The organism is Brevibacterium sp. (assembly GCF_031179145.1).
Classification (GTDB): domain Bacteria; phylum Actinomycetota; class Actinomycetes; order Actinomycetales; family Brevibacteriaceae; genus Brevibacterium.
In genome coordinates this window covers 1-25,368 of the sequence record NZ_JAPSIB010000020.1, presented here as the reverse complement: position 1 = coordinate 25,368, position 25,368 = coordinate 1, and the positions used below count along the sequence as shown (strand labels likewise).

At 66.0% G+C, this 25,368-nt stretch carries 18 protein-coding genes; 13 read left to right on the top strand and 5 right to left on the bottom strand.

The genetic code is table 11. The features are described 5' to 3' along the window. The first annotated feature begins 71 nt into the window (after positions 1-71). The 8 genes from RIT73_RS14185 (at position 72) to RIT73_RS14150 (ending at position 11,653) form a co-directional block, all read left to right on the top strand. Positions 72-1,679: a polysaccharide biosynthesis tyrosine autokinase gene (locus RIT73_RS14185; RefSeq protein ID WP_309132741.1), complete on the top strand. Its 1,608-nt coding sequence runs from the start codon at positions 72-74 to the stop codon at positions 1,677-1,679. 267 nt (positions 1,680-1,946) lie between these two features. Next, on the top strand, positions 1,947-2,549 hold the full coding sequence (locus RIT73_RS14180; RefSeq protein ID WP_309132740.1) for a low molecular weight phosphatase family protein: 603 nt from the start codon (positions 1,947-1,949) through the stop codon (positions 2,547-2,549). Continuing rightward, positions 2,546-4,834, top strand: coding sequence for a LuxR C-terminal-related transcriptional regulator (locus tag RIT73_RS14175; RefSeq protein ID WP_309132739.1), 2,289 nt, complete (start codon positions 2,546-2,548; stop codon positions 4,832-4,834). Before RIT73_RS14180 ends, RIT73_RS14175 begins: the two co-directional genes overlap by 4 nt. Before the next feature lie 241 nt (positions 4,835-5,075). After that, positions 5,076-6,629, top strand: a complete 1,554-nt coding sequence (locus tag RIT73_RS14170; RefSeq protein ID WP_309132738.1) for a polysaccharide biosynthesis tyrosine autokinase — start codon at positions 5,076-5,078, stop codon at positions 6,627-6,629. Further along, positions 6,629-8,062: a polysaccharide biosynthesis C-terminal domain-containing protein gene (locus RIT73_RS14165; protein WP_309132737.1), complete on the top strand. Its 1,434-nt coding sequence runs from the start codon at positions 6,629-6,631 to the stop codon at positions 8,060-8,062. Before RIT73_RS14170 ends, RIT73_RS14165 begins: the two co-directional genes overlap by 1 nt. Next, positions 8,062-9,240 carry a glycosyltransferase family 4 protein gene (locus RIT73_RS14160; RefSeq protein WP_309132736.1) on the top strand — a complete coding sequence of 393 codons (1,179 nt, stop codon included), beginning with the start codon at positions 8,062-8,064 and terminating at the stop codon, positions 9,238-9,240. Before RIT73_RS14165 ends, RIT73_RS14160 begins: the two co-directional genes overlap by 1 nt. Further along, positions 9,230-10,504: an O-antigen ligase family protein gene (locus tag RIT73_RS14155; protein ID WP_309132735.1), complete on the top strand. Its 1,275-nt coding sequence runs from the start codon at positions 9,230-9,232 to the stop codon at positions 10,502-10,504. The genes RIT73_RS14160 and RIT73_RS14155 overlap by 11 nt, the downstream gene beginning before the upstream one ends. Before the next feature lie 192 nt (positions 10,505-10,696). Beyond that, positions 10,697-11,653: an alpha/beta hydrolase gene (locus tag RIT73_RS14150; protein ID WP_309132734.1), complete on the top strand. Its 957-nt coding sequence runs from the start codon at positions 10,697-10,699 to the stop codon at positions 11,651-11,653. A 127-nt stretch (positions 11,654-11,780) separates the two neighbouring features. On the opposite strand, the gene RIT73_RS14145 is transcribed toward RIT73_RS14150, so the two are convergent. The 3 genes from RIT73_RS14145 to RIT73_RS14135 are packed head-to-tail and all read right to left on the bottom strand — an operon-like array spanning position 11,781 to position 15,141. Further along, a complete protein-coding gene (locus RIT73_RS14145) occupies positions 11,781-13,499 on the bottom strand; it encodes an ABC transporter permease (RefSeq protein WP_309132733.1) in 1,719 nt (572 codons plus the stop codon). Further along, positions 13,496-14,494 carry an ABC transporter ATP-binding protein gene (locus RIT73_RS14140; RefSeq protein ID WP_309132732.1) on the bottom strand — a complete coding sequence of 333 codons (999 nt, stop codon included), beginning with the start codon at positions 14,492-14,494 and terminating at the stop codon, positions 13,496-13,498. The genes RIT73_RS14145 and RIT73_RS14140 overlap by 4 nt, the downstream gene beginning before the upstream one ends. After that, positions 14,491-15,141 carry a TetR/AcrR family transcriptional regulator gene (locus RIT73_RS14135; protein WP_309132731.1) on the bottom strand — a complete coding sequence of 217 codons (651 nt, stop codon included), beginning with the start codon at positions 15,139-15,141 and terminating at the stop codon, positions 14,491-14,493. The genes RIT73_RS14140 and RIT73_RS14135 overlap by 4 nt, the downstream gene beginning before the upstream one ends. A 151-nt stretch (positions 15,142-15,292) precedes the next feature. On the opposite strand from RIT73_RS14135, the gene RIT73_RS14130 reads away from it, so the two are divergent. Together RIT73_RS14130 and RIT73_RS14125 are read left to right on the top strand one after the other, a co-directional pair. Further along, on the top strand, positions 15,293-15,646 hold the full coding sequence (locus RIT73_RS14130; protein ID WP_309132730.1) for a metalloregulator ArsR/SmtB family transcription factor: 354 nt from the start codon (positions 15,293-15,295) through the stop codon (positions 15,644-15,646). Positions 15,647-15,656: 10 nt separating this feature from the next. Beyond that, positions 15,657-16,172: an SRPBCC domain-containing protein gene (locus tag RIT73_RS14125; RefSeq protein WP_309132729.1), complete on the top strand. Its 516-nt coding sequence runs from the start codon at positions 15,657-15,659 to the stop codon at positions 16,170-16,172. Between the two features lie 20 nt (positions 16,173-16,192). Here the strand turns inward: RIT73_RS14125 and RIT73_RS14120 are convergent, their stop codons facing one another. Continuing rightward, positions 16,193-17,524 (bottom strand): MFS transporter, encoded by a 1,332-nt coding sequence (locus tag RIT73_RS14120; protein ID WP_309132728.1) that lies wholly within the window; start codon positions 17,522-17,524, stop codon positions 16,193-16,195. Positions 17,525-17,645: 121 nt separating this feature from the next. Here RIT73_RS14120 and RIT73_RS14115 point away from each other — a divergent pair, with 121 nt between their 5' ends. From RIT73_RS14115 to RIT73_RS14105, 3 genes are all read left to right on the top strand, one after another. Then, positions 17,646-19,571, top strand: coding sequence for a BCCT family transporter (locus RIT73_RS14115; RefSeq protein ID WP_309132727.1), 1,926 nt, complete (start codon positions 17,646-17,648; stop codon positions 19,569-19,571). Positions 19,572-19,659: 88 nt separating this feature from the next. Further along, entirely contained in the window at positions 19,660-20,682 is a 1,023-nt protein-coding gene (gene fbaA, locus RIT73_RS14110; RefSeq protein ID WP_309132726.1) for a class II fructose-bisphosphate aldolase, read from the top strand. A 137-nt stretch (positions 20,683-20,819) separates the two neighbouring features. Further along, positions 20,820-23,366: an AAA family ATPase gene (locus RIT73_RS14105; RefSeq protein ID WP_309132725.1), complete on the top strand. Its 2,547-nt coding sequence runs from the start codon at positions 20,820-20,822 to the stop codon at positions 23,364-23,366. A gap of 127 nt (positions 23,367-23,493) precedes the next feature. Here RIT73_RS14105 and RIT73_RS14100 read toward each other — a convergent pair whose 3' ends face one another. Further along, positions 23,494-25,029 (bottom strand): alanine/glycine:cation symporter family protein, encoded by a 1,536-nt coding sequence (locus RIT73_RS14100; RefSeq protein WP_309132724.1) that lies wholly within the window; start codon positions 25,027-25,029, stop codon positions 23,494-23,496. Between the last annotated feature and the right edge of the window lie 339 nt (positions 25,030-25,368).

The following is a 25,368-nucleotide window of genomic DNA, read 5'->3' as shown; positions in this document are numbered from 1 at the left end:
CTGACACGGCCGCGCTCGCGGCGGAACTCTCCCCGGCAGACGACTGACGGGCAAATGGAAGCGAATGACTGATGAACCTCAAGGACTACCTCCTGATCCTGCGAAGGAATGTCGCGCTGCTGATCATCGCCACCATCATCGGAGGATTGGGAGGACTCGGAGTGGCCCTCCTGTTGCCGGCGGCCTACAGCGCGCGAACCGAACTCTTCATCTCCATCGCCACGACTGGGGATCCGAACGAACTTCAGATCGCCTCGACTTTCATTCAGGAGCGGATTCAGACATATGTCGACATGGCCGACAGTCGAGCCGTGGTGCAGCCCGTGGTTGAGCAGCTCGATCTGAATGAAACAGCGGACCAGCTTGCCGAGCGGATCGAGGCCACCAGCGACGAGGGCACCGTTCTGGTCACGATCGAAGCCACTGACGATACGGCAGAGGGAGCTGCGGAGCTTTCCGCCGCTGTTGCGGACAGTCTTGTGCGATTCATCGACGACCTTGAGACTCCAGGCAGCGACGAGCGTTCTCAGATCCAATTGACGGTCGCCAATCCTCCCGTTCCGCCGCTGCTACCGGACGGACTGCCTCTGTGGCTGAAAGTGGCATCGGGACTGGTCCTCGGCCTGGCTTTCGGATTCGGACTCGCCCTCCTCCGTTCCGCGCTCGACACAAAGATTCGGAGCAAGGAGGACATCGAACGGCTGATCTCGACCCCAGTGCTCACTTCCATCCCGGTGGACAGCACCATGGGCGAAAAGCCGCTGATCACTCAGGTGCCGATTCAGAATGTACGCGGCGAATCGTTCCGGCGCCTGCGCGCCAATCTCCGATTCGCCCAAGTCGACGACGGGAACCCGACTGTACTCGTCACCTCGGCGGTGGAGGGCGAAGGGAAGACCACGACAAGTGTCAACCTTGCGATCTCTCTCGCCCAGCAAGGACAACGGGTGGCCCTGGTCGACGTCGACCTGCGTCAGCCGTCAGTGGCCGACCGGCTCGGCCTGGAGAATTCGGCGGGGCTCACCACTGCACTGCTGGGGGAGATCGATGTGAATGAGCTGATGCAGCCGTGGGGCGCTGACGAACTCTACGTTCTCACCGCGGGTGCGATTCCACCCAACCCCGCGGAACTCCTCGACTCGCGGGCGATGAGCCGGGTCCTTGCCGGTCTGGTGGAGGATTTCGACTCCGTGATCCTGGATGGGCCACCGCTGCTCCCTGTCTCCGACAGCCTCGTCGTCGGCAAGAGCGCGGGAAGAGTCCTGCTGGTGGCCGGAGTGGGGCAGGTCCGCACGAACGAGGTGCAGGAGGCCATGTCGGCCCTGGAGATCCTGAATGTTCCGGTCAGCCTGGTGCTCAACAAGGTCCCCACCTCGTTGCCGGAGATGAAGGGTTACGCGAAAGCCTATTCCAGCGTGGGTTCAGCCGGTTTCGGTGACGATGGTCGCGTAATCGCGCCGAGCGTGCCCAGCGGGCCGGAAGGCGCAGGGGCCGACGGCGCCGCAGCCGCAGGGCTCTCACGGAATTCGGACGATCCGCTTCACGGTGATTGGAATCTCTCCACCGAACCGATCCCTCATGTGTGGCCCGCCGGTCTGGAGACCGGCATCGAGACCGAATCGAGCACCATGGAATTGAAGCTCACCTCCCCGCTGCGACGAGATCGGAGTCGGACATGAGAACCGGGCTCGCAATCCGAGTCGGGAAGAGACTCGACTTCGCGCTTCCCTCGATCGCAGGCCGCTGGGAAGGGAGCACCGGAACCGCTCTGTTCGGATCGTCGCATGTTCGTCCTTGACTCCGAATGCCTCCGCTGTCCACCGGTTCCGGTCCTGGCTGACGACGAAATTCGGAGGGCGCTTCCCCTGCGGCGCACGCTGCTCCCGCAGGGATGTTCGAGCGCTGAGGAGACTGACAGTGCCGGTGATGCAGAAGCGGAGCAGTTATTGAAAGGCGACTGGGAAGTTCTCGATTCGCGATTCCGGGTGCTCGTCGTCTGCACCGGCAACATCTGCCGGTCCCCTCTGGCCGCCGCATATCTGCAGTCCCGGTTCGACGAACTGTCTCCTGGGAGATTCGAGATCAGCAGTGCCGGAACTCATGGCGTGGTCAATGGCGCAGTGCCGAGGCAGATCGCTCGTCTGGCGGCGGATTTCGGGCTGTCCCTCGAGTCGTTCAGGGGCCGGGTTCTCTCGGCGGAGATGCTGACGGGCGCTGACCTCATTCTGACAATGGAGCGAAGGCAGCGCAGCATCGCGGTTCAGCTGGAACCGCGGTCCCTCAGGCGAGCGTTCACTGTTCGTGAGTTCGCTCGGATCCTGCCCGCGGTCCCTCCGGAGAACGGGATCCCCGCCGAGCAGAGATGGCAGTCGCTGGTGGCTCTGGCGCAGCGATACCGTCAGCCGACAGTCGGATCCCTCGCTCTCGACGATGTCATCGATCCCTACGGCAGGTCCGCCGCGACCTATCGGGAGATGATCGAACAGCTGCTTCCCGCGCTGCGTGGAATTGTGGAATGGGAACGCCAAGCGAAAAGAGCGAGACCGTGAGACTTTCTCCCGTCGTTCCATCAGGGTCGCCCGAGGCGCTTCAGCAGGAGCTGAACGTCGGCGACCGCGAAGCTCGGCTGCTGTACCGCGCCTCAGGGGGCTGGCTGCCCCTGGCGCGCGCGGCACAGCGGTCGACGGTGACCTCCGGAAAGGGTCTGGACGAACTGCTGACGTCGACCAGCCTGGCCGAATTCGCGATCGCCGATGCCGGCGACATCGTCATCCCACTCGAGTCCCGCGACCGTCTCATCCTCAGGACGCTGTCGCTGCTCCATGGCTTCTCGGACCGAGTGGCCATGACTGCGCTCGAAGCCGTCTCCGAGGCGTTCGGCGAGTTCGCCTCCGACATCGATGATCTCAGACTCGCTCTCCTCCGCCTGCGCTCGAGCGGCATGCTCCTGCCCTCGGAGGGCTCGGACATGCTGTTCGTGCCACCGCTCATCTCGGCTTGGATCCGGCTCCGCTCAGGGGACGACCTGACACCGTCGAGTGAGGCGCGGAGGTTCGTCGTCGAGGCATTCGTCGAGCAGGTCGAATTCTCGAAGGCACCGGACCCGGTGCTCACCGAGAACGCACTCACCCTCGCCCGAAGCGGTCGACTGTGGTCGGCCCTGAGCAGGATCGCCTCGGCAGTGGGTCTCCCGATTCTCTACCTGCACCCGCGAGCCGCACTGGAAGCATTCGCAGAGCTTCCGCAGAAGGCACTCCGCGAGGAACCGGACCTGGTGCTTCCCTCTCTCGTCGCCGACAGAGTGGCAGAAACGTGCCGTCCGACCGGTGCCCAGACCGCTCCGCTCACCGTCGAACGTGTGCGAGAGCTCGTGGCACGCGCTACTGCCCCGGGCAGTCCCGCATCTCGCGCTTTCACACAGCCGACCGGCGCAGACCTGTCTGCATTCGATTCGTCCGACTCTCCGAGCACGTTGAGCGCCGAAACCGATGCGGACGAGATCGCTGACGGCGGAGAGACTATCACCGCCGCAGGGCACAGTGAGGCGAGAAGAGTGCTCGCGCAGATGGTTCAGTTGTCGAGCCGTGGACGTCACCGAGAAGCCGCATCGCTCGGCGCTGCGTGGACCTCGTCAGGCCCTCGCCGCCCACGGACCATGGTCAGATTCGCGGCCGCCGTCGAAGCTGTGCTGGCAGGTGAGCCGGGTCGCGCCTTGGCACTGCTTCGCGACATGGAGGACACAGTCGCGGAGATGGCCGTCGCCGGCGATTTCCTTCCACCGGCCATCGCCGCGTGGTCCGCGCTGGCGTCGTACTTCAGCGGAGACCATAAGAGGGCCGACACCGAACTGGTCAGGTTCACCGAGCTCGACGAACCGCCCCTGGTCCTCGAAGCGGCATTTCGGCCCGCCGCCCTGGTCACGAGGGCCTACCGCGCACTCGATCGTCTGGAGCTCGGTCGCTTGGCCGACCTGGTTGCGCGGATGAAGTCCTTCCCGGAGATGGGGGCGCTGTGGGTTCACGTGCCCCTGCTCGAACGCAGCCTGGCGCTGCTCGGCGCCACCTCGGAGTCAGGGGTGCTTCTGGCCGACGACGAAGCTGAGAGCTATTCGCGGTCGAAGCAGGCGACCGATGACGGGATGGAGATCCTCAGAGCCTCACGCATCGCCGCACTTGTCGGTCTCGGTCAGCTCTACCGGGCCGGCCAGCTCATCGAAGACCTGTCGCCGCGGACCGGTGCGAAGTATGTGCTGATGACACGCAGCTGCATCGTCGCCGGGCATCCGGCCGACGCGCTCGCGCTGGTCAGGACCCACTTCTATCACGACTTCCTCAGCACCCGCGAACGGGCTGAACTGACTGGTCTCGCCGCCGTCGCCCATCTGCGCCTGGGGGACCAGGAGCGAGCGGTCGAGGAGTTCCGTGAAACCATCGAGCTGGTGGTCTGGGTGGGCTCGATGCTGCCGATCGCGCTGCTGCCCGCACCGGATCGCAACGTCCTGCTCGACCTCACGGCAGATGTCTGGGAGCCCGCGCTCCAGAAGCTGACCGGGCATCGATCGACGGCAGTCGACCTGCGCAGGCGTCTCGGCCGCGTCGCGACGGCTCTGGTGGCCAGCGCAGAGGTCCCCAGCCTGACCGCCAGGGAGAGGACCCTGTTGGACCTGCTCGAACAGGGTCTTTCGGTATCTCAGATCGCAGCGCACCTCCACCTCGTCGAGGGCACGGTGAAGAACAACCTCTCGGCCCTCTATCGAAAGCTGGGGGCGACCGGACGCGATTCCGCCCTTGCCCGAGCGAGAACACTCGGATACATGGAGCCTCCCGAAGGATGAGGGCCGAAAGCACAGCGGGCGGATTGCCGCAGAGCGACTGCGGGCCACCGCAGAAACCGGTGGAGGTCGATCTCCGCGGACGTTTCCGACGATAGCGTGGCAACTGGTCGGCCTGGACCTGCTCATCCGGGGTGGAGACCGAGGGGCCAGCGCCCCCTTCGTGTCTCTGGCGGATTCACGAAGGCGTGTGCAGTTCAGCTGGGGCGGACCCGGGATGTGGAGGACACGACGATGGACATCGATGGAGCGGGCGACCACCTGGTTCGCCGAGGCCGGAGCTCCGCTCCAGCGAGAGTCGACGAGAGAGCGGCTCATGTCCGCTGCTGAGAGGCCGACCCCACCTGAGAGGCGTCCCACATCCATGGAGCTGCGGGACTACGTGAGGATCATCCGCCGGAGATGGCTGCTCGTCATCCTGGTGACGGCGCTGGGAATCGGTGCGGGCGTCGCACCCGCGGTGCTGATGCAGCCCAGGTACGAAGCCACCACCCAGCTCTACGTCTCCGTCAGTTCTGAGGCGAGCAGCACCGTCGACCTGGTCCAGGGCAACAGTTTCGCCCGAGAGATCGTCAACAGCTACGTGCACGTGGCCGGCACGGGCGTGGTGCTCGAACCGGTGATCGACGAACTGAATCTCGACATCACGGTGACCGAGCTCGGCAAGCGGGTGGAAACCAGCACCTCGGGGGAGTCGGTCCTCATCGATATCCTGGTCACCGACACAGAGCCCGATCAGGCAGCGCTCATCGCCGACGCAGTCGGCAAGAGCCTCACGGAAGCGGTGCAGAGTCGACTCGAGCCGAAGCTTCCGAACGGCCAGAGCTCGGTCACCCTCACCACCACGCAGAAGGCGCAGACCGAGGAGGAACCGGTGAGCCCCCGGGCCGAGCTCCTGGTGCCCGCGGGTTTCCTGCTGGGTCTGCTCTGCGGAATCGGCGCCGCCGTCCTCACGGCCGTGCTCGACACCCGTGTGAGCTCCGTCGGCGACGTCGGGCAGCTCACCCAGAAGCCTGTGATCGGCAGGATCCCCCGTGGCCCCACCGTCGGCAGGGATCCGCTGGTGATGCGAACCCGTCCGCGCGGCCCTACCGCGGAAGGCTTCCGGACGCTGCGCACCAACCTCGACTTCATCGCCGTCGGCTCCGCGAACCGAGCCTTCGTCGTTACCTCGCCAGGCGTCGGCGAGGGCACATCCGCCACGGCTGTGAACCTCTCGCTCACCCTCGCGCAGGCGGGGCGGCGAGTGGTGCTCGTCGACTGTGACCTCCGCCGACCCATGATCGCACAGTATCTGGGGATCGAGGGAGGCACAGGACTGACCGACGTGCTGGTGGGCAGGGCAGAGCCGGACGACGTCCTGCAGTCCGGGGGCGCAGAGGGGCTCCGCGTGTTGGCGGCCGGCCGCACCCCTCCGAATCCGAGTGAGCTTCTGGAGTCCGAGACGATGGATGCCGTCATCCGAGCCCTCAATGAGGACTTCGACTACGTCATCCTGGACACGCCTCCCACCCTCGCAGTCACTGATGCCTCAGTGGTCGGGAAGAGAACAGCGGGCGTTCTCGTGGTCGCTGCGGCGGGGACCACCGAGAAGCAGGCGCTGGGCGACACGATCCGGACACACGAGGCCGTTGGCGCGTATGTCCCCGGGATCATCGTCACGATGCTCCCGGCGACCGGACTCGGCGCGTACGGATACGGCCGAGGTGATTGCAGGGAGCAGCCGACCCCTGGGGGCGAGCAACGAGCCGAGACCGCGCGCGTGGGGTCGGAGAGCAAGTCCGGGGGCGAGAGCTGATGCTGAAGCGCACTGAGGAGGCGACGGGCGTGCGCACCGCCACCGGCGTCCTGTTGGCGTCCCAGGTGCTGGCCGCCGGAGGCGCTGTTCTGGTGAATCTGCTGGCGGCCGTGGTGCTGGACCCGGCGTCGCGCGGAGATCTGGCCTTCGCTCTGCAACTCGCCTACTTTCTCTCCGTCTTCGCGGTCATGGGCCTGGAACGACCGTACATCGCTGCACGTTCCGGAGTATTCGGCACGGAGTACCGTGTCTTCGCCCGAATGGTGGCTCCCGGCACTCTCGTGATCCTCCCTGTCGCGTTATTCGCGACAGTCGTGTCTCCGTTCAGCACCAGTTGGATGTGGATGGGTGCGATCGCTGTCACCGGCTACGTCGCTCTCAACTCCCTGACGCGGGCTGTGCGGGTCGCCTACGTCAGCAGTCACGACTGGAAGCGGTTCGCCTTCAACGCGATCGCCTCCCAGTCGATCATCATCGCGGGGGCGGCACTGCTCGTGCTGCTCGGCGCAGACGACCCGGTGCTCTGGATGTGGGTGTACGTGGCCTCAGTGCTTCCTGCCGTGCTGCTTCTCGGCATTGCGCTCCGGTCCGGGGCTCTGACCGCACCGCCGGGACTCAAGGAGACGCAGGGACTGCGGCGCCGCGGCTGGGTGCTGCTGCCTTCGGAATTCAGCAACACTGCCATGCTCCGCTCCGACCGACTGCTTCTCCCGGCACTCAGCTCGCCAGCGGAGCTCGGCCTCTACGTGACTGTGGCAGCCGTCCTCGAGATGGCCACTTGGCCCGTGCAGCAGTGGGTGGACGCATCATTGCGCAGCTGGTCGCGGTCAGCTCAGGAGTCACCGCTCCGGGCAGCCCGGCTGATCGGGTGGTGCGTGCTGTTGCTCGTGGCCGCGGCGGCACTGCTGGGAGCAGCCGCGTACGCAATGATCGTGTTCGTCCTGCCGGCGGCGTACTTTCCAGCCACTGCCGCTATCCTTCCCCTGGCAATCTCCGCGGTGGTGTTCGGCGTGACACGAGTCCAGCAGGGTCTCCTCATTGCCGTGAAAGCTCCCGGCTCGGTGTCGATCATCGAAATCATCGGCACAGCCGCCTCTCTCCTCGCCTATGTCCTGCTGATCCCGCAGTACGGGATGCTGGGGGCCGCCTACGGTTCGATCATCGGGTACTCGATCTGCGCTGCGGCAGGCGCGGTCACGATGGCAGTGATGTGGAAGCGCAGGGCTGCGACGAATGCCGCTGGCGGACAGTCGGTCGGCACAACGGACGGCACAACGGTGGACGGAAAAGCCGGCACAACGGACGGCACAACAGACGGCGGAGAAGTCGGCACAACGGACGACGGAAAAGTCCATGCAATGCGGGCTGCGGCGGCAAACAGAGCGGAACGGTCCTGCGGACCGGACCATCGATCGAGTGAGGGAGTGAACTGATGGACGTACTGATGATCGCACATTTCATCGACGGCGGGGAACGGTCCAACAACCGCTTCAGCGCACTGGCCGGAGTGCTTGCGCGGCACGGTGCCGCAGTGGAGCTCGTCACCTCGTCGTTCCACCACCGGGCGAAGGAACACCGGGACCCGTCCGCTCCGGGCAGCTCTCTGTACGCGACCACCTACGTGCCGGAGCCCGCCTATCAGGCCAACGTCTCCGTCAGACGGCTGTTGAGTCATCGTGCCCTGGGCCGCAGTCTCGCGGACTATCTGCGGAAGCGGCGCGTGCCGGATGTCGTCTACTGCGCTGTGCCCTCGCTCGAGGTGGCTGCCGCGGCGGTGGACTATGCCAGGAGGTGCGGGGTGAGACTCATCCTCGACGTGCAGGACCTGTGGCCCGAGGCCTTCGAAATGGTGCTCAGGCCCCCGTGGGCGGCGCGGCGCGCACTCACGCCCCTGCGCCATCGCGCGGACCGCATCTACCGGGCTGCGGATGCAGTGGTGACCGTCTCCGAGACGTACTCGAGGCGGGTGAGCGCGGCGCGGGGCGATGATGCCGCGGTGTCCACCGTGTACCTGGGCACTGACCTGCGGCGCTTCGACGCCTATCCGGCGAAGAGGCCGCCGGAAGCCGGATTCTGCGAACTCGCGTACATCGGAACACTGGGGCACAGCTACGACCTGCCTGCCGTCTTCGGTGCCCTCCGCACGCTCAGGGGGGAAGGGCACCGAATGCGCCTGCACGTGATGGGCAGCGGACCCTTCGAAGAGCGCTGGCGGCGAGACACGGACGATCTGCGGGACGAGGTCGTCTTCCACGGCAGACTCGACTACTCGGAAATGGTCTCGCGCCTGCGCGGCTGCGACATTGCGGTGAACCCGATCGTGGCGGGATCTGCGGGGAGCATCATCAACAAGGTCGGAGACTACGCTGCGGCGGGCCTGCCTGTGGTCAACACGCAGGAGTGCGAGGAGTATCGGTCGCTGCTCACCTCCTATGCGGCGGGGATCAACTGCGACTCCACCCCGGCGGCCATCGCCTCGGCGCTGGCGGGCTTGGCCTCCGACCGGCGATTGCGGGAGCGCGGGCAGGGCTCGCGGCGGCTGGCCGAGGAGCGCTTCGACCGCGGAGTGACCTATGAGCGCTTGAGCGAGTTGGTCCTCCATGCGAGCTGAGGCGAAGTCGACGACGGTGCAGGGCGGTACCGGTCAGGTTCATCGGGGAATCGGCGCTGTTCTGATCCTGCTGATCGCGATGGCCATCGCGCCGGTCGCCGTCGTGTACACGTTCGGTCTCCCGGTGCCGTTCACAGCCGCCGTGGTGGCGGGATATGCGGTGCAGATGGGAATCGTCATCGTCATGGCCATTCACTGGCGGATCCAGCCGCAGGACCCATGGATCGGAATCGCACTGGTTTACGGTATCCTGCAGGCCGTCACTCTGTACTCGGTGGGCGTCCGGTACGGAAGCTACGACCCGATGGATCTCGTGGGGGCGATCGCTGGGATGATCGGCATCGTCGCATACGCGGGTCTGTTCTGCGCACTGCGGCCCAGCGAGCGGGAGCTGCGCACATTCCTCGCAGCTTTTCTCTGGCTCACGTTCGCGGCGATCATCGTCAACTTCGCGCTGAATGCGCCGGACATTCCGCAGATCTTCAACGCCGGGTCGAGTTATCAATTCGATTTCAGGGGCTTCTTCGCCAACCGCAATCAGTTCGGGTACTTCCTCTTCCTGGGACTGGTCGCGCATGCGCTGCATCTGCACGGGAGACGGCCGCAGGTGCACAATGTTCTGCTGTTCTGCCTGCAGTTCTCTTCGCTGCTTCTGACCATGTCGCGGGCCTCGATCGCCGCTTCACTCATCTTCATCACCGTATTCGCGGTGCTTCGGGTCCGGGTCAGAGCGAGGCATCTCGTCATGCTCGTCGTGACAGCTGCGGTCGGAGCGGTGCTCGTGGTCCGCTCCGAGGCAGGGGACGCACTCCGAGATCTCCTGCTGCGACCAGACGCCGCGTTGTCGGGACGGGATGACATCTGGAACATCGGACTCGACATCTGGCGTGAGTCCGGCGTACTCCTGGGCAGCGGGAAGTTCCGCGGCATCGCGATTGCGCAGGAACGCGGGATGGAGCCTTCGGAGTTCCACAGCTTCTTCGTCGAGACACTCGTCGGCGGCGGTCTGGCGGAGCTGATCCTTGTGCTGGTGATCGTCGTGATGGTCTGGGTCCGGCTCGCGAGGTCTCCGCTCGACAGTGGTCGTCGTCATGTCCTCTGTGCTGCGTTGGTGGGCGTCGTCGGTCTGTCCTTCGTCGAGAGCGTGTCACTCTTCACCGTCGGTTTGGTGGGGACCATCTTCACGGTGTTCTTCATCTCGTTGCCGCTCCTGTACGCCGGGCTCCGGCCTTCTCCGGCAGGAGGGGCGTCACAGGCAGCGTGAGGCAGAACCTTGCCGACGGCGGTTGGCACCAGTGCATCCGTGTGGCACCTCGGACTCTCTTGGAACCCGCAGAGTGAGGTTGTGGAGCGAAGGACCGCCCCAGCACGCCGAACGCGAGGTGTGAAATCCTGGTACTGTCTCAATCAGATTCGCATGGGGACCGGGTCAGAACGGTGGTCTGAGGGAGGGTACGTGCAGGAGAGCGCATCAGTCCGTACGGAGGAAGCAGTCGATGGGCCACCGCCCGGCAAGTACTCCTCTCCCGAGACCTTCGAGGTTCAGCGACCCCGGAACGCCCGCGAGTACAGGTCCTGCGCCTATTCGCTTGCCGACGGCTATCGCCCACTGGAGTTGGATGTCTTCGTTCCGGCGGGGGCCGGTGACGATCCTGTCGCTGCCGTCGTCTGGATCCATGGGGGCGGCTACCTCAGCGGCAGCCGACAGCATCCGCCGCTCGAATGGCCTGCGGGCGTGCTCTTCCAACGGATCATCGACGCCGGGATCGCCGTCGTGTCCATCGACTATCGGCACGCCAGGGAAGCGCCCTTTCCCGCTCAGCTGCACGACGCCAAGGCCGCGGTCCGCTATGTTCGAGCTCATGCGTGGCAACTCGGCATCGACCCTGAGCGGATCGCAGTATGGGGAGAGTCCGCCGGCGGACATCTGGCTGCGCTTCTCGGGTTGGTCACCGATGATGACGAACTCGAGGGCGGCGACGGCGTCATCGGGGTGTCGAGTTCGGTGGCAGCTGTCATCGACTTCTACGGCATCGCTGACGTGGAGACGATGCCGAAGCCGAGCGAGGCCGTTCCTCCGGAGCGACTCGCCGTGCTTTCGGAGCTGGGAGCGGAGATTCCCGATCCCATCCAGATTCTGCTCACGGGTTCGACCCTGATCGAGAAGCGGGGGTTGGGGAGTGCCTCACCCACGAACTATGTGCGAGCCGAGGCTCCACCCTTCCTGCTTGTGCACGGCACTGCTGATCTCATCGTGCCTTCCGAGCAGAGCGAGCGCCTCGCCTCGGCGCTGCAGGAACAGGGAGTGTCGGCCGAACTGGTTCTGGTTCCCGGAGGACATGTGTTCATCGGGGGAGATCCGCTCCCGCAGATCGATCGCGGAATCCGGTTCCTTGAGACGATCGGCTTCTGAACAGCCGCTGAGCTCAGTCCGGTCGCCGGCATCCGCTGGGTGCTTCGCACGAACACGGAACCGCCCGAGGGCTGAGCCTCTCGGGCGGTTCGTGGTGCCGAACGGCTGTTCCCACGGCCTTTCTCATTCACGCCGTGACGAGGTTCCTGCGGCGGAAGCCGAGCACCCCGAGACACACGAGCACTGCGGAGACACCGAGGAGGAGGAGCACCGCCTCGGCGGACAGGTCCTGTGCGGGATACTGCCCGACGTGTCGGAAGACGGAGGTGTCGAGGATCTTCGCGTCGAGCTGCAGCATCTGTCCGAACAGCGTCATGACCGCGCTGTAGGCGAAGATGATCCACGTCAGGCCCATCAGGCGAGGAGCGAACCCGTACAGTGCCACCGCGAGTGCGAGGAGGACCCAGACCGCAGCGGTCTGCGCGGTGTGGCCGAGGACCGACGGGCCGAACAGCCCCCAGTCACCGGTCGACAGGGCAGCGCCGACGCCGTCCCCGACCCCGGCGAGGATCATCAGCCACAGTGCTCCCAGTGCCGTGACGCAGGTCCACGACAGGAGCCAGGAGCTGCGGCCGACCGCGGCGGCCAGCACCGGTTCGGTCCTCACGCCCTGCTCCTCGGCGCGCAGGCCGAGAACCGCGAGGACTGCGTAGGCGGTGATGATCATCGCGAAGTACATCGCCATGTACCCGAGGTAGCCGTCGACTATCCCCGCGGCCCCGCCCATGACATCGATGATCTCCGGCGGCATTCCGGCCGCACTGTCGGCCATCGCACCGGTGAAGGAGCCGAAGACCACAGCCATCGTGAAGACCCCGATCGACCACCAGGTCAGGCTCGAGCGCTGCAGTCGCAGGGCCAGTCCGAGTGGCGTCGACAGTGAGGCGCCGGCACGCTCCCGGCCCAGGCGATCTGCGAGGATCCCGGCTGCCAGATCGCGTTTCGACTGCAGTCCGACGGCGATCAGGATGAGGGCCGCGGCCAGGCCGAGGTGCAGCAGCAGCGGCCACCACCGGTCGAGGACGAACGGCGCGGTCTGCTGAGCCCAGCCCAGAGGGGAGAGCCAGGCCAGCCAGTCGAGGTCCCCGTTCTGCACCGCTGACATGTCCCCGAGACCGCGGATGACGAAGGCCCCCGCCAGCACCGCTCCGGCGAGCCCTGAGCCGGCGCGGGCGAACGCGGAGAACTGTGAGGTCACCGCGGTCACCGCGGCGAAGACGCAGCCGACAGCGCCGACGCCGAGGGAGAACAGGAACACCGAGGACAGCGGCTCCGGCTCGGCGGCCGAGTAGCGGAAGGCCAGCGTCATGAGCACGCTCAGGGCCGCATTCATCAGCACCGCGACGAGGAGAGCCGCGATCAGCTGCGTGTTGCGCCCGGTCACGTTCGCGCGGATGAGTTCGGCCCGCCCGGTCTGCTCCTCGACCCTGGTATGGCGGGAGATCGTCGTGATGTTCATCATCGCCGCACCGAGCATGAGGAAGACGCCGTAGACACCGGCGATGAAACGCGGGAGCGTGATGTTCTCGAAGCCGTAGCCGGGACCGGAGATCAGGCCCATGATCGGGTTCTGGGCGAACACCGTCATGGAGGCGAGCGCCTCGTCGTCCATGACGGTGCCGATGGCGTTGGCGAAGTAGGCGGTCAGTGCCGCCAGTCCGAGCACCCACAGCGGCAGCCGCCACCGGTCACGGCGGAGCATGAACCGGATCATCGTGGCCAGACCCGCCAGGCTTCCGCCCTGCCGTCCAGCTGCGGTCGCTTCGCGCCGGAGTCCGCGGGGGCCCGGACTGGGATCGTCGGGGCGAGGGGGTTCGTCGTGGGTGGTGAGGATTCTCGTGGTCATGATCGCACCTCGGTGAAGCTGCGGCTGGTGAGGCCCGCGGGGGACTGGGCGGTGGTGAGGATTTGGGTGTCCGACGGCTGATCGTTCGAGTCAGTGTCGTCGTAGTGGCGCAGGAGCAGCTGCTCGAGCGTCGGCGGGGTCGCTGTCAGCGACCGGATCTCGTGCTCGCCGAGCGTCCGCACGATCGCCGGCAGCTGGGCCGTGTCCGCGCTGAAGTGGAGCCTGGTCCCGATGCGCTCGAGGTCGTGGACTCCATCCATCGTCCGCAACTGCGGCACGTCGGTGGTGACGTCGACGGTGATCGCCGTCCGCGACAGGTGCCTCAGCTCGCTCAGGGCACCCGACTCGACGATCCGGCCCTTGCGGATGATCGAGACCTGATCGGCCAGGGCTTCGACCTGCGCAAGGATGTGACTCGAGAGCAGCACGGTCCGGCCCTCGTCCTTGGCCTCACGGATGCACTCCTGGAACACGGCCTCCATCAGCGGATCCAGCCCGGCCGTCGGCTCGTCGAGGAGCAGCAGGTCGACGTTCGAGGCCAGAGCCGAGATCAGGGCGACCTTCTGCCGGTTGCCCTTCGAATACGTCCGGCCCTTCTTGCGCGGGTCGAGGTCGAAGCGGTCGATGAGCTCGTCGCGTCGACGGTCATCGACTCCGCCGCGGAGGCGGGCGAAGAGGTCGATGGCCTCACCGCCGGTGAGTCCGGGCCACAGCTCGACGTCTCCGGGGACATAGGCCAGCCGGCGGTGCAGCGCCACCGCGTGCTTCCACGGATCTTCACCGAGAAGGCGGACGCGTCCCGAGTCATGCGTGAGGATGCCGAGCAGGATCCGGATCGTGGTCGATTTGCCGGCGCCATTGGGGCCGAGGAAGCCGTGGACCTCGCCGCGGGCGACCTCGAGGTCGAGGCCGTCGAGGGCGCGGACCCGGCCGTAGGTCTTGACGACGTCGGTCAGGGAGATGGCCGGGCCTTCAGAGGGGGTTGTGGTGATCATGATTGATCGTCTCCGTTCGAATCGGTGCCAACCTCGGCGTCGGGGATCGAGTCGAGGATTCCATTGAGGTAGAGGTCGAGCAGGTGTGGAGCCAAGCGGGTCATTGTGTCTTTGATGTCGGTTGTGCCCAGTGACGTCCGGAGCCTCTCGGACAGCACCATGGGAGCCAGAGCGAAGGAAGCGATCATGGCTGCCTGGCCGCGGGGATCGGTGCTCTGCCGGAAGGTGTAGCCCGCGATTCCCTGGGTCACGAAGTTCTCAACCACGTCGATGTAGTGCTCGAAGAAGCGCTGACCGTGATCACTGGGATCGAGCAGCGACTTCACCAGGTAGTCGACGTTGGTGCGCATCTGCGGGTCTTCGAACATCAGTTGGATCGCCATCGTCGAATACTGGGCGTTGGCCTCCTTCGCCTCGGTGATGGCGGTGAAGACGTAGTCGTCGCACGCCGTGCGCAGAGCCTCCTTCGAGCCGAAGTGATGGATGACGAGTCCAGGGGAGACGTCGGCCGCCGAGGCGATGGCGCGGATGGTGGTCTTCGTGAACCCGTTCTCCGCGAACTCCCCGATCGCCGCCTGCTTGATCCGGGCCGCAGTCTCTGGGGAGGAGTTGGGGGAGGTGGTCGAGACCTTCTTCGTTGAACGCATGTTTAATATTAAACGCATGTTCAATCGTCGCGTCAAGGGGTGGCGGCGAAATTCTCGGAATCGCACTGTCGTGGCCGCGCTCCAGTGGATCTCACCGACCTCGAGCGCTCGAGCCCTTGACGTACAACTGATTGGTTGTATGATTTGGGTTATGGAAGCACTTCTCGCCGATCGCGCCGATGCGATGTTCCACGCATTGGCCGATCGCACCCGACGCGACATCCTGCGGCGGGTGATGACCGAAGGGCTTTCCGTGTCCGACTTGGCATCCGGCTACGACATGAGCTTCGCCGCCGTGCAGAAGCACGTTGCTGTGCTCGAGCGTGCGGGTCTCATCTCCAAGCAGCGGGTCGGACGGGAACAGCGAGCCAGGGCCGAGGTCGACGCGATCCGCTCGGTCAGCGCCCTGCTCGACGAGCTGGAAGAACAGTGGCGCTCGAGGGTTCAGCGCATCGACGACCTGTTGGCCGCCGAGGAGCTCGAGAGCAACAGGAGCACTCGATGAGGAGAAGACCATGCCTGTGACAGAAGTGATCAAGGACGAGAAGAGCTTCACCCTGACGATGGTGGCGGAGTTCGCCGCCCCGCCGGAGAGGGTGTGGCAGGTCTATGCGGACCCGCGGCAGATGGAGAAGATCTGGGGACCACCGGAGTACCCCGCCACCGTGGTCGACCACGAGCTGTCCCCGGGCGGCAAGGTCACCTACTTCATGACCAGCCCCGAGGGGGAGAAGTACCACGGCTTCTGGACGGTGGATGCGGTCGATGAACCGCGGTCCTTCGAGTTCGAGGACTACTTCGCGGACGCGGACTTCGAGCCGGCCGAGGGGATGCCGGCGAGCCGGAACCGGTACGAGTTCAGGGCCACCGACACCGGCACCGAGGCGCGCTACACCTCGACCTACGCTACCCTCGAGGGCCTGCAGACCGTGCTCGAGATGGGCGTGGTCGAAGGGGCGACCTCCGCGATCGGCCAGATCGATGAGCTGCTCGCAGGCAGAGACGCGACGGAGTCGGCACCGGCCGGCTGACGCGGGCTCGCAAGTGGCGCTCATCCCCGCAGAGCTGTACGCGGACCCTCTGGCCGGACCGTGATGATGAGGAGAAGTCCGGCCAGCAGCACCAGGAGGATCCCGAGAACTCCCGCCCGCTGGAAGCCGAACACGGAGATGGAGAGCGCGAACATCGCCGGACCGAGGAAGCTGACGGCCCGGCCCGTCGTGGCATAGAGGCCGAAGTTCTCCCCGGCCCGTTCCGCGGGCGTGATCCGGGCGAGGAATGAGCGGCTCGAGGCCTGCACGGGACCGACGCAGAAACTGAGCACGAGTGCGCAGACCCAGAACACCGGCCGCTCGTCGCTGAGGAGGATCGGCAGGCCCCCGAGCAGGATGACGATGAGGCCCGCGACGATGACTGGTTTGGGGCCGACCCGGTCATCGAAGAGCCCGGCGATCATCGCCCCCGCGCCGGCGGCGACGTTGGCTGCCACGCCGAGGACGATGATCTCCGCGGCGCTGAATCCATAGCTGCCCGCCGCGAGGACTCCCGCGAAGGCGAAGATCGCGGCCAGTCCATCGCGGAAGACCGCCGAGGCGATGAAGAACCGCAGCGTCTGGTGCTCGTCCTTCCACATCCGCACGAGGCGTCGGACCAGTGCTGCGTAGTCGGAGATGAAGGCCCTGATGGGGTTCTCGTCCGAGGAGGGTGCGGACTCCGGTCCGGGGGCGGTGAAGAGGACGGGGAGGGCGAAGATCGCGAACCAGACGGCGGACAGCGCTGCGACGATGCGGAACCGCAGCCCGCCGTCGTCCGAGGCGCCGAGGATCCCGACCTCGGGCTGGATGACGAGCACGAGGAGGAGGACGAGGAGGACCAGACCGCCGACGTAGCCCATGCCCCAGCCGAACCCGGACACCCGGCCGACGTTCGCGGGTTCAGTGATGCGGACCATGATCCCGTTGTAGGACACCTCGGCGAACTCGAAGAAGACGCTGCCCACGGCGATGAGCAGCAGACCGAGCCACAGGTACTCGGGGGAGTCGCGGACGAAGAACAGTCCGAGCATCGAGAGGACGACGATGCCGGTGTGGACGCCGAGCCACATCCGATGCCGCCCGCCCGAGTCGGCTCGCGTGCCCACAGCCGGAGCGACCAATGCGATGACGAGCCCTGCGGCGGCCATCGACCAGCCGAGGGCGGATGAGCCGGCCTCCTCGCTCGCCGCGACCCCTTTGGTCAGGTAGGGGGTGAAGACGAACGTGATGATGACGGCGTTGAAGGATGCCGATCCCCAGTCCCAGAGCGCCCAGCTGAGAATCCCGAACCGTGCTCCGCCTCCGCGAGGAGCATGCGCCGGAGGGGTGGGAGCCGCATGTGTCTGCATAAGTGAACCCTACTGAATGGACGGTCCGCTCGAAGGTGTCAAAACGTCATATTTCTTGAAGTTTGGAGGCGAGTACGGCAAGGTTGGCACACGGCTCCATGTATTCGACGCGGAAGGCATAATGAATCGTCCTGGAGAAAGCAGCGACATCGGGCAGCAGACACCGCCGCAGGAGGAACCCGTCGTTGACGCGGAAGTCACCTCGGCAGAACCCGAATCGTCGCCAGATGATGAGCAAGCACACTACCTTTTCGGCGCCCCGGACCCCGTGCGGCTCCATCTGCCGCAGAACCTGCACATCGGCGAAGGTGATTCCGATGATGAGATCACGCAGAAGCTGCGTCATCAGGGAGTGCACATCGGCAAGGGCATGATCGCCCCACGAGTGTTCTGGCCCGCACTCATCGTCATCGTCGGCGTCGCCGCACTCGCCGTCATCCTGCCCGATGTGATCGGCCCGGCGATGGCGTCGATCCAGGGCTGGATCGTCGCCGACCTCGGCTGGTACTACATGCTCGTGGTCGGAGGATTCGTCGCATTCGCCATCGGCGTGGGCCTGTCGAAGTTCGGGAAGATTCGCCTGGGCAAGGACGACGATCGTCCTGAGTTCGGACTGCTCTCCTGGTTCTCGATGCTCTTCGCCGCGGGCATGGGCATCGGCCTCGTGTTCTACGGAGTGGCCGAACCGCTCACCTACGCCACCACCGGCGCCAAACCCGGCTGGCCCGGTGAGGGAGCGGAGCATGCCCAGCTGGGCATGGCGCAGACGTTCGTCCATTGGGGGCTGCACCCCTGGTCGCTCTATGCCGTCCTCGGTCTGGCACTCGCCTACGCGATCCACCGCCGCGGTCGCCCGCTGTCCATCCGGTGGGCGCTCGAGCCTCTGCTCGGCAGCAGGGTCAAGGGCTGGCCGGGCGATGTCATCGATGTCGTCGCCATCTTCGGCACCGTGTTCGGCATCGCCACGTCACTCGGACTCGGCGTCCAGCAGATTTCTGCCGGGATCAAGCACATCGGCCTCGTCGGCGACTACGACAACACCTTCCTCATCATCCTCATCGTCGTCATCACCTTCATCGCCACAGCCTCGGTGGTCTCCGGTGTGGGTGTGGGGATGAAATGGCTCTCGAACATCAACCTCGGCCTGGCTGGGGTTCTCCTCGTCACCGTGCTCGTGCTCGGACCGACTCTCTTCCTGTTCCAGAACTTCGTCGAGTCCCTCGGCGTCTATCTCGCCAACGTCCTCGACATGACCTTCGACGTCGGTGCCTACACCGGTGCGGACGGTGCTGAGTGGAACGCGAGCTGGACGATGTTCTACTGGGGCTGGTGGATCTCCTGGGCGCCGTTCGTCGGCGTCTTCATCGCTCGCATCTCGCGTGGCCGGACGGTCCGGCAGTTCATCGCCGGCGTGCTCCTCGTGCCGTCGATCGTCGGGTTCTTCTGGTTCTCCGTCATGGGCGGAACCGGCCTGCACCGCCAGCTCTTCGGTTCCCGCGACCTGGTCGACCCGGCCGAGGGTGTGGTGGCCGAGCGTGCTCTCTTCGATGTCCTCGGTGCCCTTCCGCTCGGATCGGTCCTCTCGGTCCTGGCGATCATCCTCGTGGCGATCTTCTTCATCACCTCGTCGGACTCGGGTTCGCTCGTCGTCGACATGCTCGCTTCCGGTGGACACCCCAACCCGCCGATGTGGTCGCGAGTGCTGTGGGCTCTGCTCGAAGGTGCGCTGGCAATCGCTCTGCTCATCGCCGGAGGGCTCGGAGCCCTGCAGGCAGGCTCCCTGATGACGGCGCTGCCCTTCAGCGTCATCCTCATCCTCATCTGCATCGCGACGCTCAAGGCCTTCCGCACGGAGGTGAAGCGGAGCGATCAGCTGGAGACCGAAGCCGCCTACCGCGAGCTCGGTGAGCAGCTGGCCGGTGACTTCGACGAATACCTCGGTGAGCAGGTCGACAAACGCATCGACTACCGGCTGACCCGCAGCCGTGGACTCCTCGACCGGCCACGGTCGAAAGGTTCCCGCCGTGGCGGATCAGCGGGTCAGTGATCACCGCGGGACGATCACTTAGGCTGTAGGCAGACAGTTCACCCGCCGAATGGCTCTGTGTGCCATTGAGTTTCGAGAAGGAGCGCTCATGCCCATTGCAAGTCCAGAGGTGTATGCGGAGATGATCGACCGGGCGAAGTCGAAGGGCTTCGCCTACCCCGCGATCAACTGCACGTCCTCGCAGACGATCAACGCAGCGATCCGCGGCTTCGCCGAAGCGGGTTCGGACGGAATCGTGCAGATCTCGACCGGCGGCGCCGAATACATGTCTGGTCCGACGATCAAGGATCGTGTGCGGGGGGCGATCGCCTTCTCGGTGTTCGCCGCCGAGGTGGCCAAGAGCTACGACGTCAACATCGCTCTCCACACCGACCACGCACCGAAGGACGCCGTGGAGGAGTGGGTGAAGCCCCTGCTCGCGCTCTCGACCGAACGCGTCGAGGCCGGCGGTGAACCCTACTTCCAGTCGCACATGTGGGACGGCTCCGCGGTGCCGCTCGATGAGAACCTGACCCTGGCCGAAGAGCTGCTCGAACTCTCCGCCGCGGCGAAGTCGATCCTCGAGATCGAGGTCGGAGTCGTCGGCGGGGAAGAGGACGGCGTCGAGAATGAGATCAACGACAAGCTCTACACGAGCGTCGACGACGGTCTGGCCACGGTCAAGGCTCTGGGAACCGGCGAGAAGGGCCGCTACCTCACGGCGCTGACCTTCGGCAACGTCCACGGGGTCTACAAGCCCGGCAATGTCCGGCTGCGTCCGTCCCTGCTCGGCGAGATCCAGGCGGCCGTCGGCAAGGAGGTGGGCAAGGACTCCCCGTTCGACCTCGTCTTCCACGGTGGATCCGGCTCGAGCGCCGAGGAGATCGCCGAGGCGGTCCGGCACGGCGTCGTGAAGATGAACGTCGACACGGACACCCAGTACGCCTTCACCCGTCCGGTCGTCGAGCACATGTTCCGCAACTACGACGGTGTGCTCAAGATCGACGGCGAGGTCGGGAACAAGAAGCTCTACGACCCGCGCGCCTACGGAAAGGCTGCGGAAGCAGGCATGGCCCAGCGCGTCGTCGAGGCCTGCGAGAACCTCGGCTCGGCAGGCACGAGTCTGAAGTAGACACCTGAGCAGAGGCACTCATCGAGCGGACCACGAGTTCAGTGGTCCGCTCGATGCGTCTCGACTGAGCGGAATCACGGCGTCTCGGTGCTCGAACGCGGCCGGTGCGCGATGCGAACGAAGGGAAGGAACGACGCATGCACACGGAACGCAGGCACACGGAACTGAGCGTCGTCGGAGCCCGCGAGCACAACCTCGCGGACATCACCGTGGGCCTGCCCCACGGGCTGCTCATCGCGATCTGCGGGGTCTCCGGCTCCGGGAAGTCCTCGCTCGCCTTCGACACGATCTACGCCGAGGCGCAACGGCGCTACCTCGAATCCGTCTCGCCCTTCACCCGCCACCTCCTCGGGACCATGGCCGCACCGGAAGTCGACCGGATCACCGGCCTGCCCGCCGCGATCGCCGTCAAACAGCTCGTCACCGCGCCTCCCGAACATTCGAGCGTGGGCACCCTGTCCCAGGTCGCGGATCTGCTTCGGGTCCTCTTCTCCCGCATCGGGACCTATCCGCCGGGGCACGCTCGACTGCTCGCCTCGGCGTTCTCCCCGAACACGGTCGAGGGCGCCTGCCCCACCTGCGCGGCCAAGGGCAGCCTCCACGACATCGACCTCGCGGCTGCGGTGCCCGATGAGGGGCTGACGATCCGCGAGGGCGCGATCGCGGCCTGGCCGGGCGGGTGGCTGGGGAGGAACTTCAAGCATCTCGTCGAGTCCATGGGGATCGACATCGACCGACCGTGGCGGGAGCTGCCCGCAGAGACGCGCGACTGGCTGCTGCTCACGGACGAGACCCCGACCATCACCGTCGAACCCGAGAAGCTCAAGGAGCACATCTCCCGCGGGTACAAGGGGAAGTTCCGCAGCGCCAGGCGCTACCTGCTCGATACGACCGTGACGACCGGTTCCGCCTCGATCCGGGAGCGGACCGAGCAGTTCCTGCGCACCGAGACCTGCCCCGACTGCGGCGGCGCCCGCATCGCCCGGGCCGCACTCAAGGTGCGGATCGGAGGGGAGAACATCGCCGAGGTGACCGCCCGCAGCCTCGGAGACCTGGCGCGATTCATCCGCTCCTCCGTCACCTCGGCGCTGTCCGGAGACGGTTCCGCGCGGGGGCATCCCGACTCCGCGACCGTGGACGCCGCCGCGGTGCTCCTCGACGAGCTCGACAAGCGGATCTCCGTCATCGACTCGCTCGGCGTGGGGTATCTCGCGCCGAACCGCCCTGCCTCCACCCTGTCGCCGGGCGAGCTGCAGAGGCTGCGGCTCGCGGCCCACCTGCACAGCGGACTGCACGGAATGGTGTACGTCTTCGACGAGCTCTCCACCGGTCTGCACCCGGCGGACACGGACCACCTCTTCACTTTCATCGAGGCCCTGCGCGATGCGGGCAACACCGTCATCCTCGTCGAACACGAGATGGAGACGGTGCGGCGCTGCGACTGGGTCGTCGAACTCGGACCCGGAGGCGGCGACAAGGGCGGGCGGGTGATGTTCTCCGGACCCGTCGCGGAGGCGCTGGCGGGCGAGAGCGGAACCGCCGCCCGGCTGCGCAACGAACCGGCGCTGCCCCCGTGGAGTCGGGAGGGTGACCGCGCTGCCGGTGACGTTGCCGACGGCAGGCAACGCGGCGGCCGCCACTCGGCTCAGGCCTGGGCGCGATGCTCGAACCTCAGGGCGAATACGCTGACCGGACTCACCGTCGAGTTCCCCGTCGGGGCGCTGACGGTGGTGACCGGAGTGTCGGGTTCGGGGAAGAGCTCGCTGCTGCGCTCCATCGCCTCGCTCGTCTCCCGGTCCGGGGCCACTTCGCTCCTCGACGACGAGGGTCCGCTGGCGATGGCCGGCGTCGAGGAGTCGTCGGGGCTCGCCGCGGCGAAGGCCGAGGGGCTGGAGTCGTTCTCCCGGGTGGTGAGCTTCGACCAGAGTGCCATTGGCCGTTCGCCGCGTTCGGTCATCGGCACCTACCTGGGGATCTTCGACAGGATCCGGTCCCTCTTCGCGAAGACCCCCGAGGCGAGGGCGCGCGGCTATTCGGCCTCCCAGTTCTCCTTCAACACGGCGACCGGACGCTGCCCGCGCTGCGAAGGGCTCGGCACGATCACGATCGACCTCGTCCATCTGCCCGCGTCGAGCGGAAGATGCCCCGAATGCGAAGGCCGCCGATTCACCGAGGACACCCTCGAGATCACCGTGGACGGTCTGAGCATCGCCGAGGTGCTCGGACTCTCGATCGATGCAGCAGGCGCCTGCTTCGCCGAGGTGCTGGGCGCCGTCGACCACTTCGAGGCCCTGCAGAGAGTGGGGCTCGGCGGGCTGCTGCTCGGCCAGTCGTCCTCGACGCTCTCCGGTGGAGAGGCGCAGCGGCTGCGCCTGGCCGCAGCCATGCGCGCAAGGAGACGGCGGGAGCGTGCGCTCTTCGTCCTCGACGAGCCGACGAACGGCCTCCACCCGAGCGATGCGCGGGTGCTGTCCGACCTGTTCCGGCAGATCGTCGGCGAGGGCGACACCATCCTCATGGCCGACCACAACATGGAGATCGCGGCCGGAGCCGACTGGCTCATCGACCTCGGGCCCGGCGCGGGTCCTGACGGGGGACGACTCGTGGCAGCCGGGGCACCCGAGGAGGTCGCACACGGGGGAGTGGGAGCTACGGCCCGGGTGCTCAGGGAGCGGTTCGGCTGACGGTTCCCTCGGTTTGCCGCGTGCGGTCGAACGGCGGCACGCGCGGTGCAGGCACGCGCGGTGCAGGCACGCGCGAGGCCCGGGACACCATTGTCCCGGGCCTCGCGTCACTTCTTCGTGCGGCTGATCAGCCCTTCCGGACTGCTCCCGACTTGAGGCTCTCAAGACGATGGGTCCAGAAATCGGCATTCCTGATCTCGAGCGCCTTCGGATCGAAGACCGGGTCCAGTCCCTCCTTCGTCTGGCGTTCGAAGTCCCGGAGGATCTTGAATGCCGGCTGCTGGAGGATGAGGATCGCGATGATGTTCAGCCATGCCATCAGTCCGACTCCGACATCGCCCAGGGCCCATGCGCTGCCCGAGGCCTGGATCGCGCCGACTGCGACGGCGATGAGGATGAGCAGCTGCAGGAGGCGTTCCCCGATGACCATCACCAGGGGGTTCTTGAAGCGCCCCAGCAGGTAGACGAGGTTCGTCTCGGCCATGTAGTAGTACGCGACGATGGTCGTCAGCGCGAAGAGGAAGATCGAGATCGCGATGAAGCTGGCGCCGAAGCCGGAGATCAGGGTGTCGAGCCCCGCCTGCGGCCAGGTCTCGCCCGGAGTGGCGGCGATCTCCTCGGCCAGCTGTCCCCGGCCGGAGCCGATGACGGTGGTGCCGTCCTCACCGAAGACCTTGTACATGCCGGTGGAGAGGATCATGAACGCGGTCGCCGAGCAGACGAACAGGGTGTCGATGTAGACGGAGCCGGCCTGGACCAGTCCCTGCTTCGCGGGGTGTGAGACCTCGGCTGCGGCGGCGGCGTGCGGACCGGTGCCCTGACCGGCTTCGTTCGAGTAGATGCCGCGCTGGACGCCCCACTGGACGGCCATGCCGAGGATTCCGCCGAAGGCGGCTTCCGGGCCGGCGTCGATGCCGAAGGCCGAGGTGAAGATGAGTTCGATGACCGGGATGATCTGATCGGCATTGAACAGGGTGACGAGGATCGCGGCGATGATGTAGACGATGGCCATGAACGGCACGGCGAGTGAGGCGAAGTGGGCGATGCGCTTGACGCCGCCGATGATGATGAAGCCCAGGATGACGGCCAGACCGAGAGCGGTGATCCAGGTCGGCAGGTTCCAGGCATTGCTCATGGCGCCGGAGATCGCGTTCGACTGGATACCGGGGAGCATGAAGCTCATGGCCATGACGGTGACGAAGGCGAACACCATGCCGTAGACCTTGAACAGGCCCTTGGCCTTGGTGTGGCGGTAGGCCTTCTCGATGAAGAAGGCGGGGCCACCCCGGTACTCACCGGTCTTGGGGTCCTGCTGCTTGTAGATCTGGCCGAGGGTCGATTCGACGAACGACGTGGAGGCGCCCAGCAGCGCCGAGATCCACATCCAGACGACGGCACCCGGGCCGCCGAAGCCGATCGCGGTGGCGACGCCGGCGATGTTGCCGACGCCCACGCGACCGGCCAGCGATATCGACAGCGCCTGGAACGAGGACACTCCCTCATTGGAGCTCTTGCCCCGGAACATCTGTGTGAAGATCGCCTTGATCTGACGGATCTGCACGGCTCTCGAGCGGATCGTGAAGTACAGTCCGGCGCCGAGGCACAGGTAGACAAGGGCTGACGACCAGATGATGCTGTTCAGCCATTCGATGAAAGCGGACACGCTTCTCCTAAGTTGTTGTGCAGTCTTTCTCTGCGGACAGGGCGAACCCTCATGGTTGCTCCTGTGATACGACTCATAAGTCAAACTGATTGTGACCTGTGACGCAAACCGACAGGGTCCATCGTACGTGCCGGAATTCACAGATCATCCGCTTTGCCGATTTTCCGTCCGGAGGATCGGACGAGGAGGTCTGATCTGGGGCGTTGCCCGGTGATCTGTGGTACTCATGCCCCTTCTCGGCGCTCGGCGGGCAGTCCGAGGCGGCGGGCTCGCCCCCGTCCTGTGACCGAGTTCACCTATTTTGTTACCTGTGCGTATGATGTGAAGTGGATCTCTCCG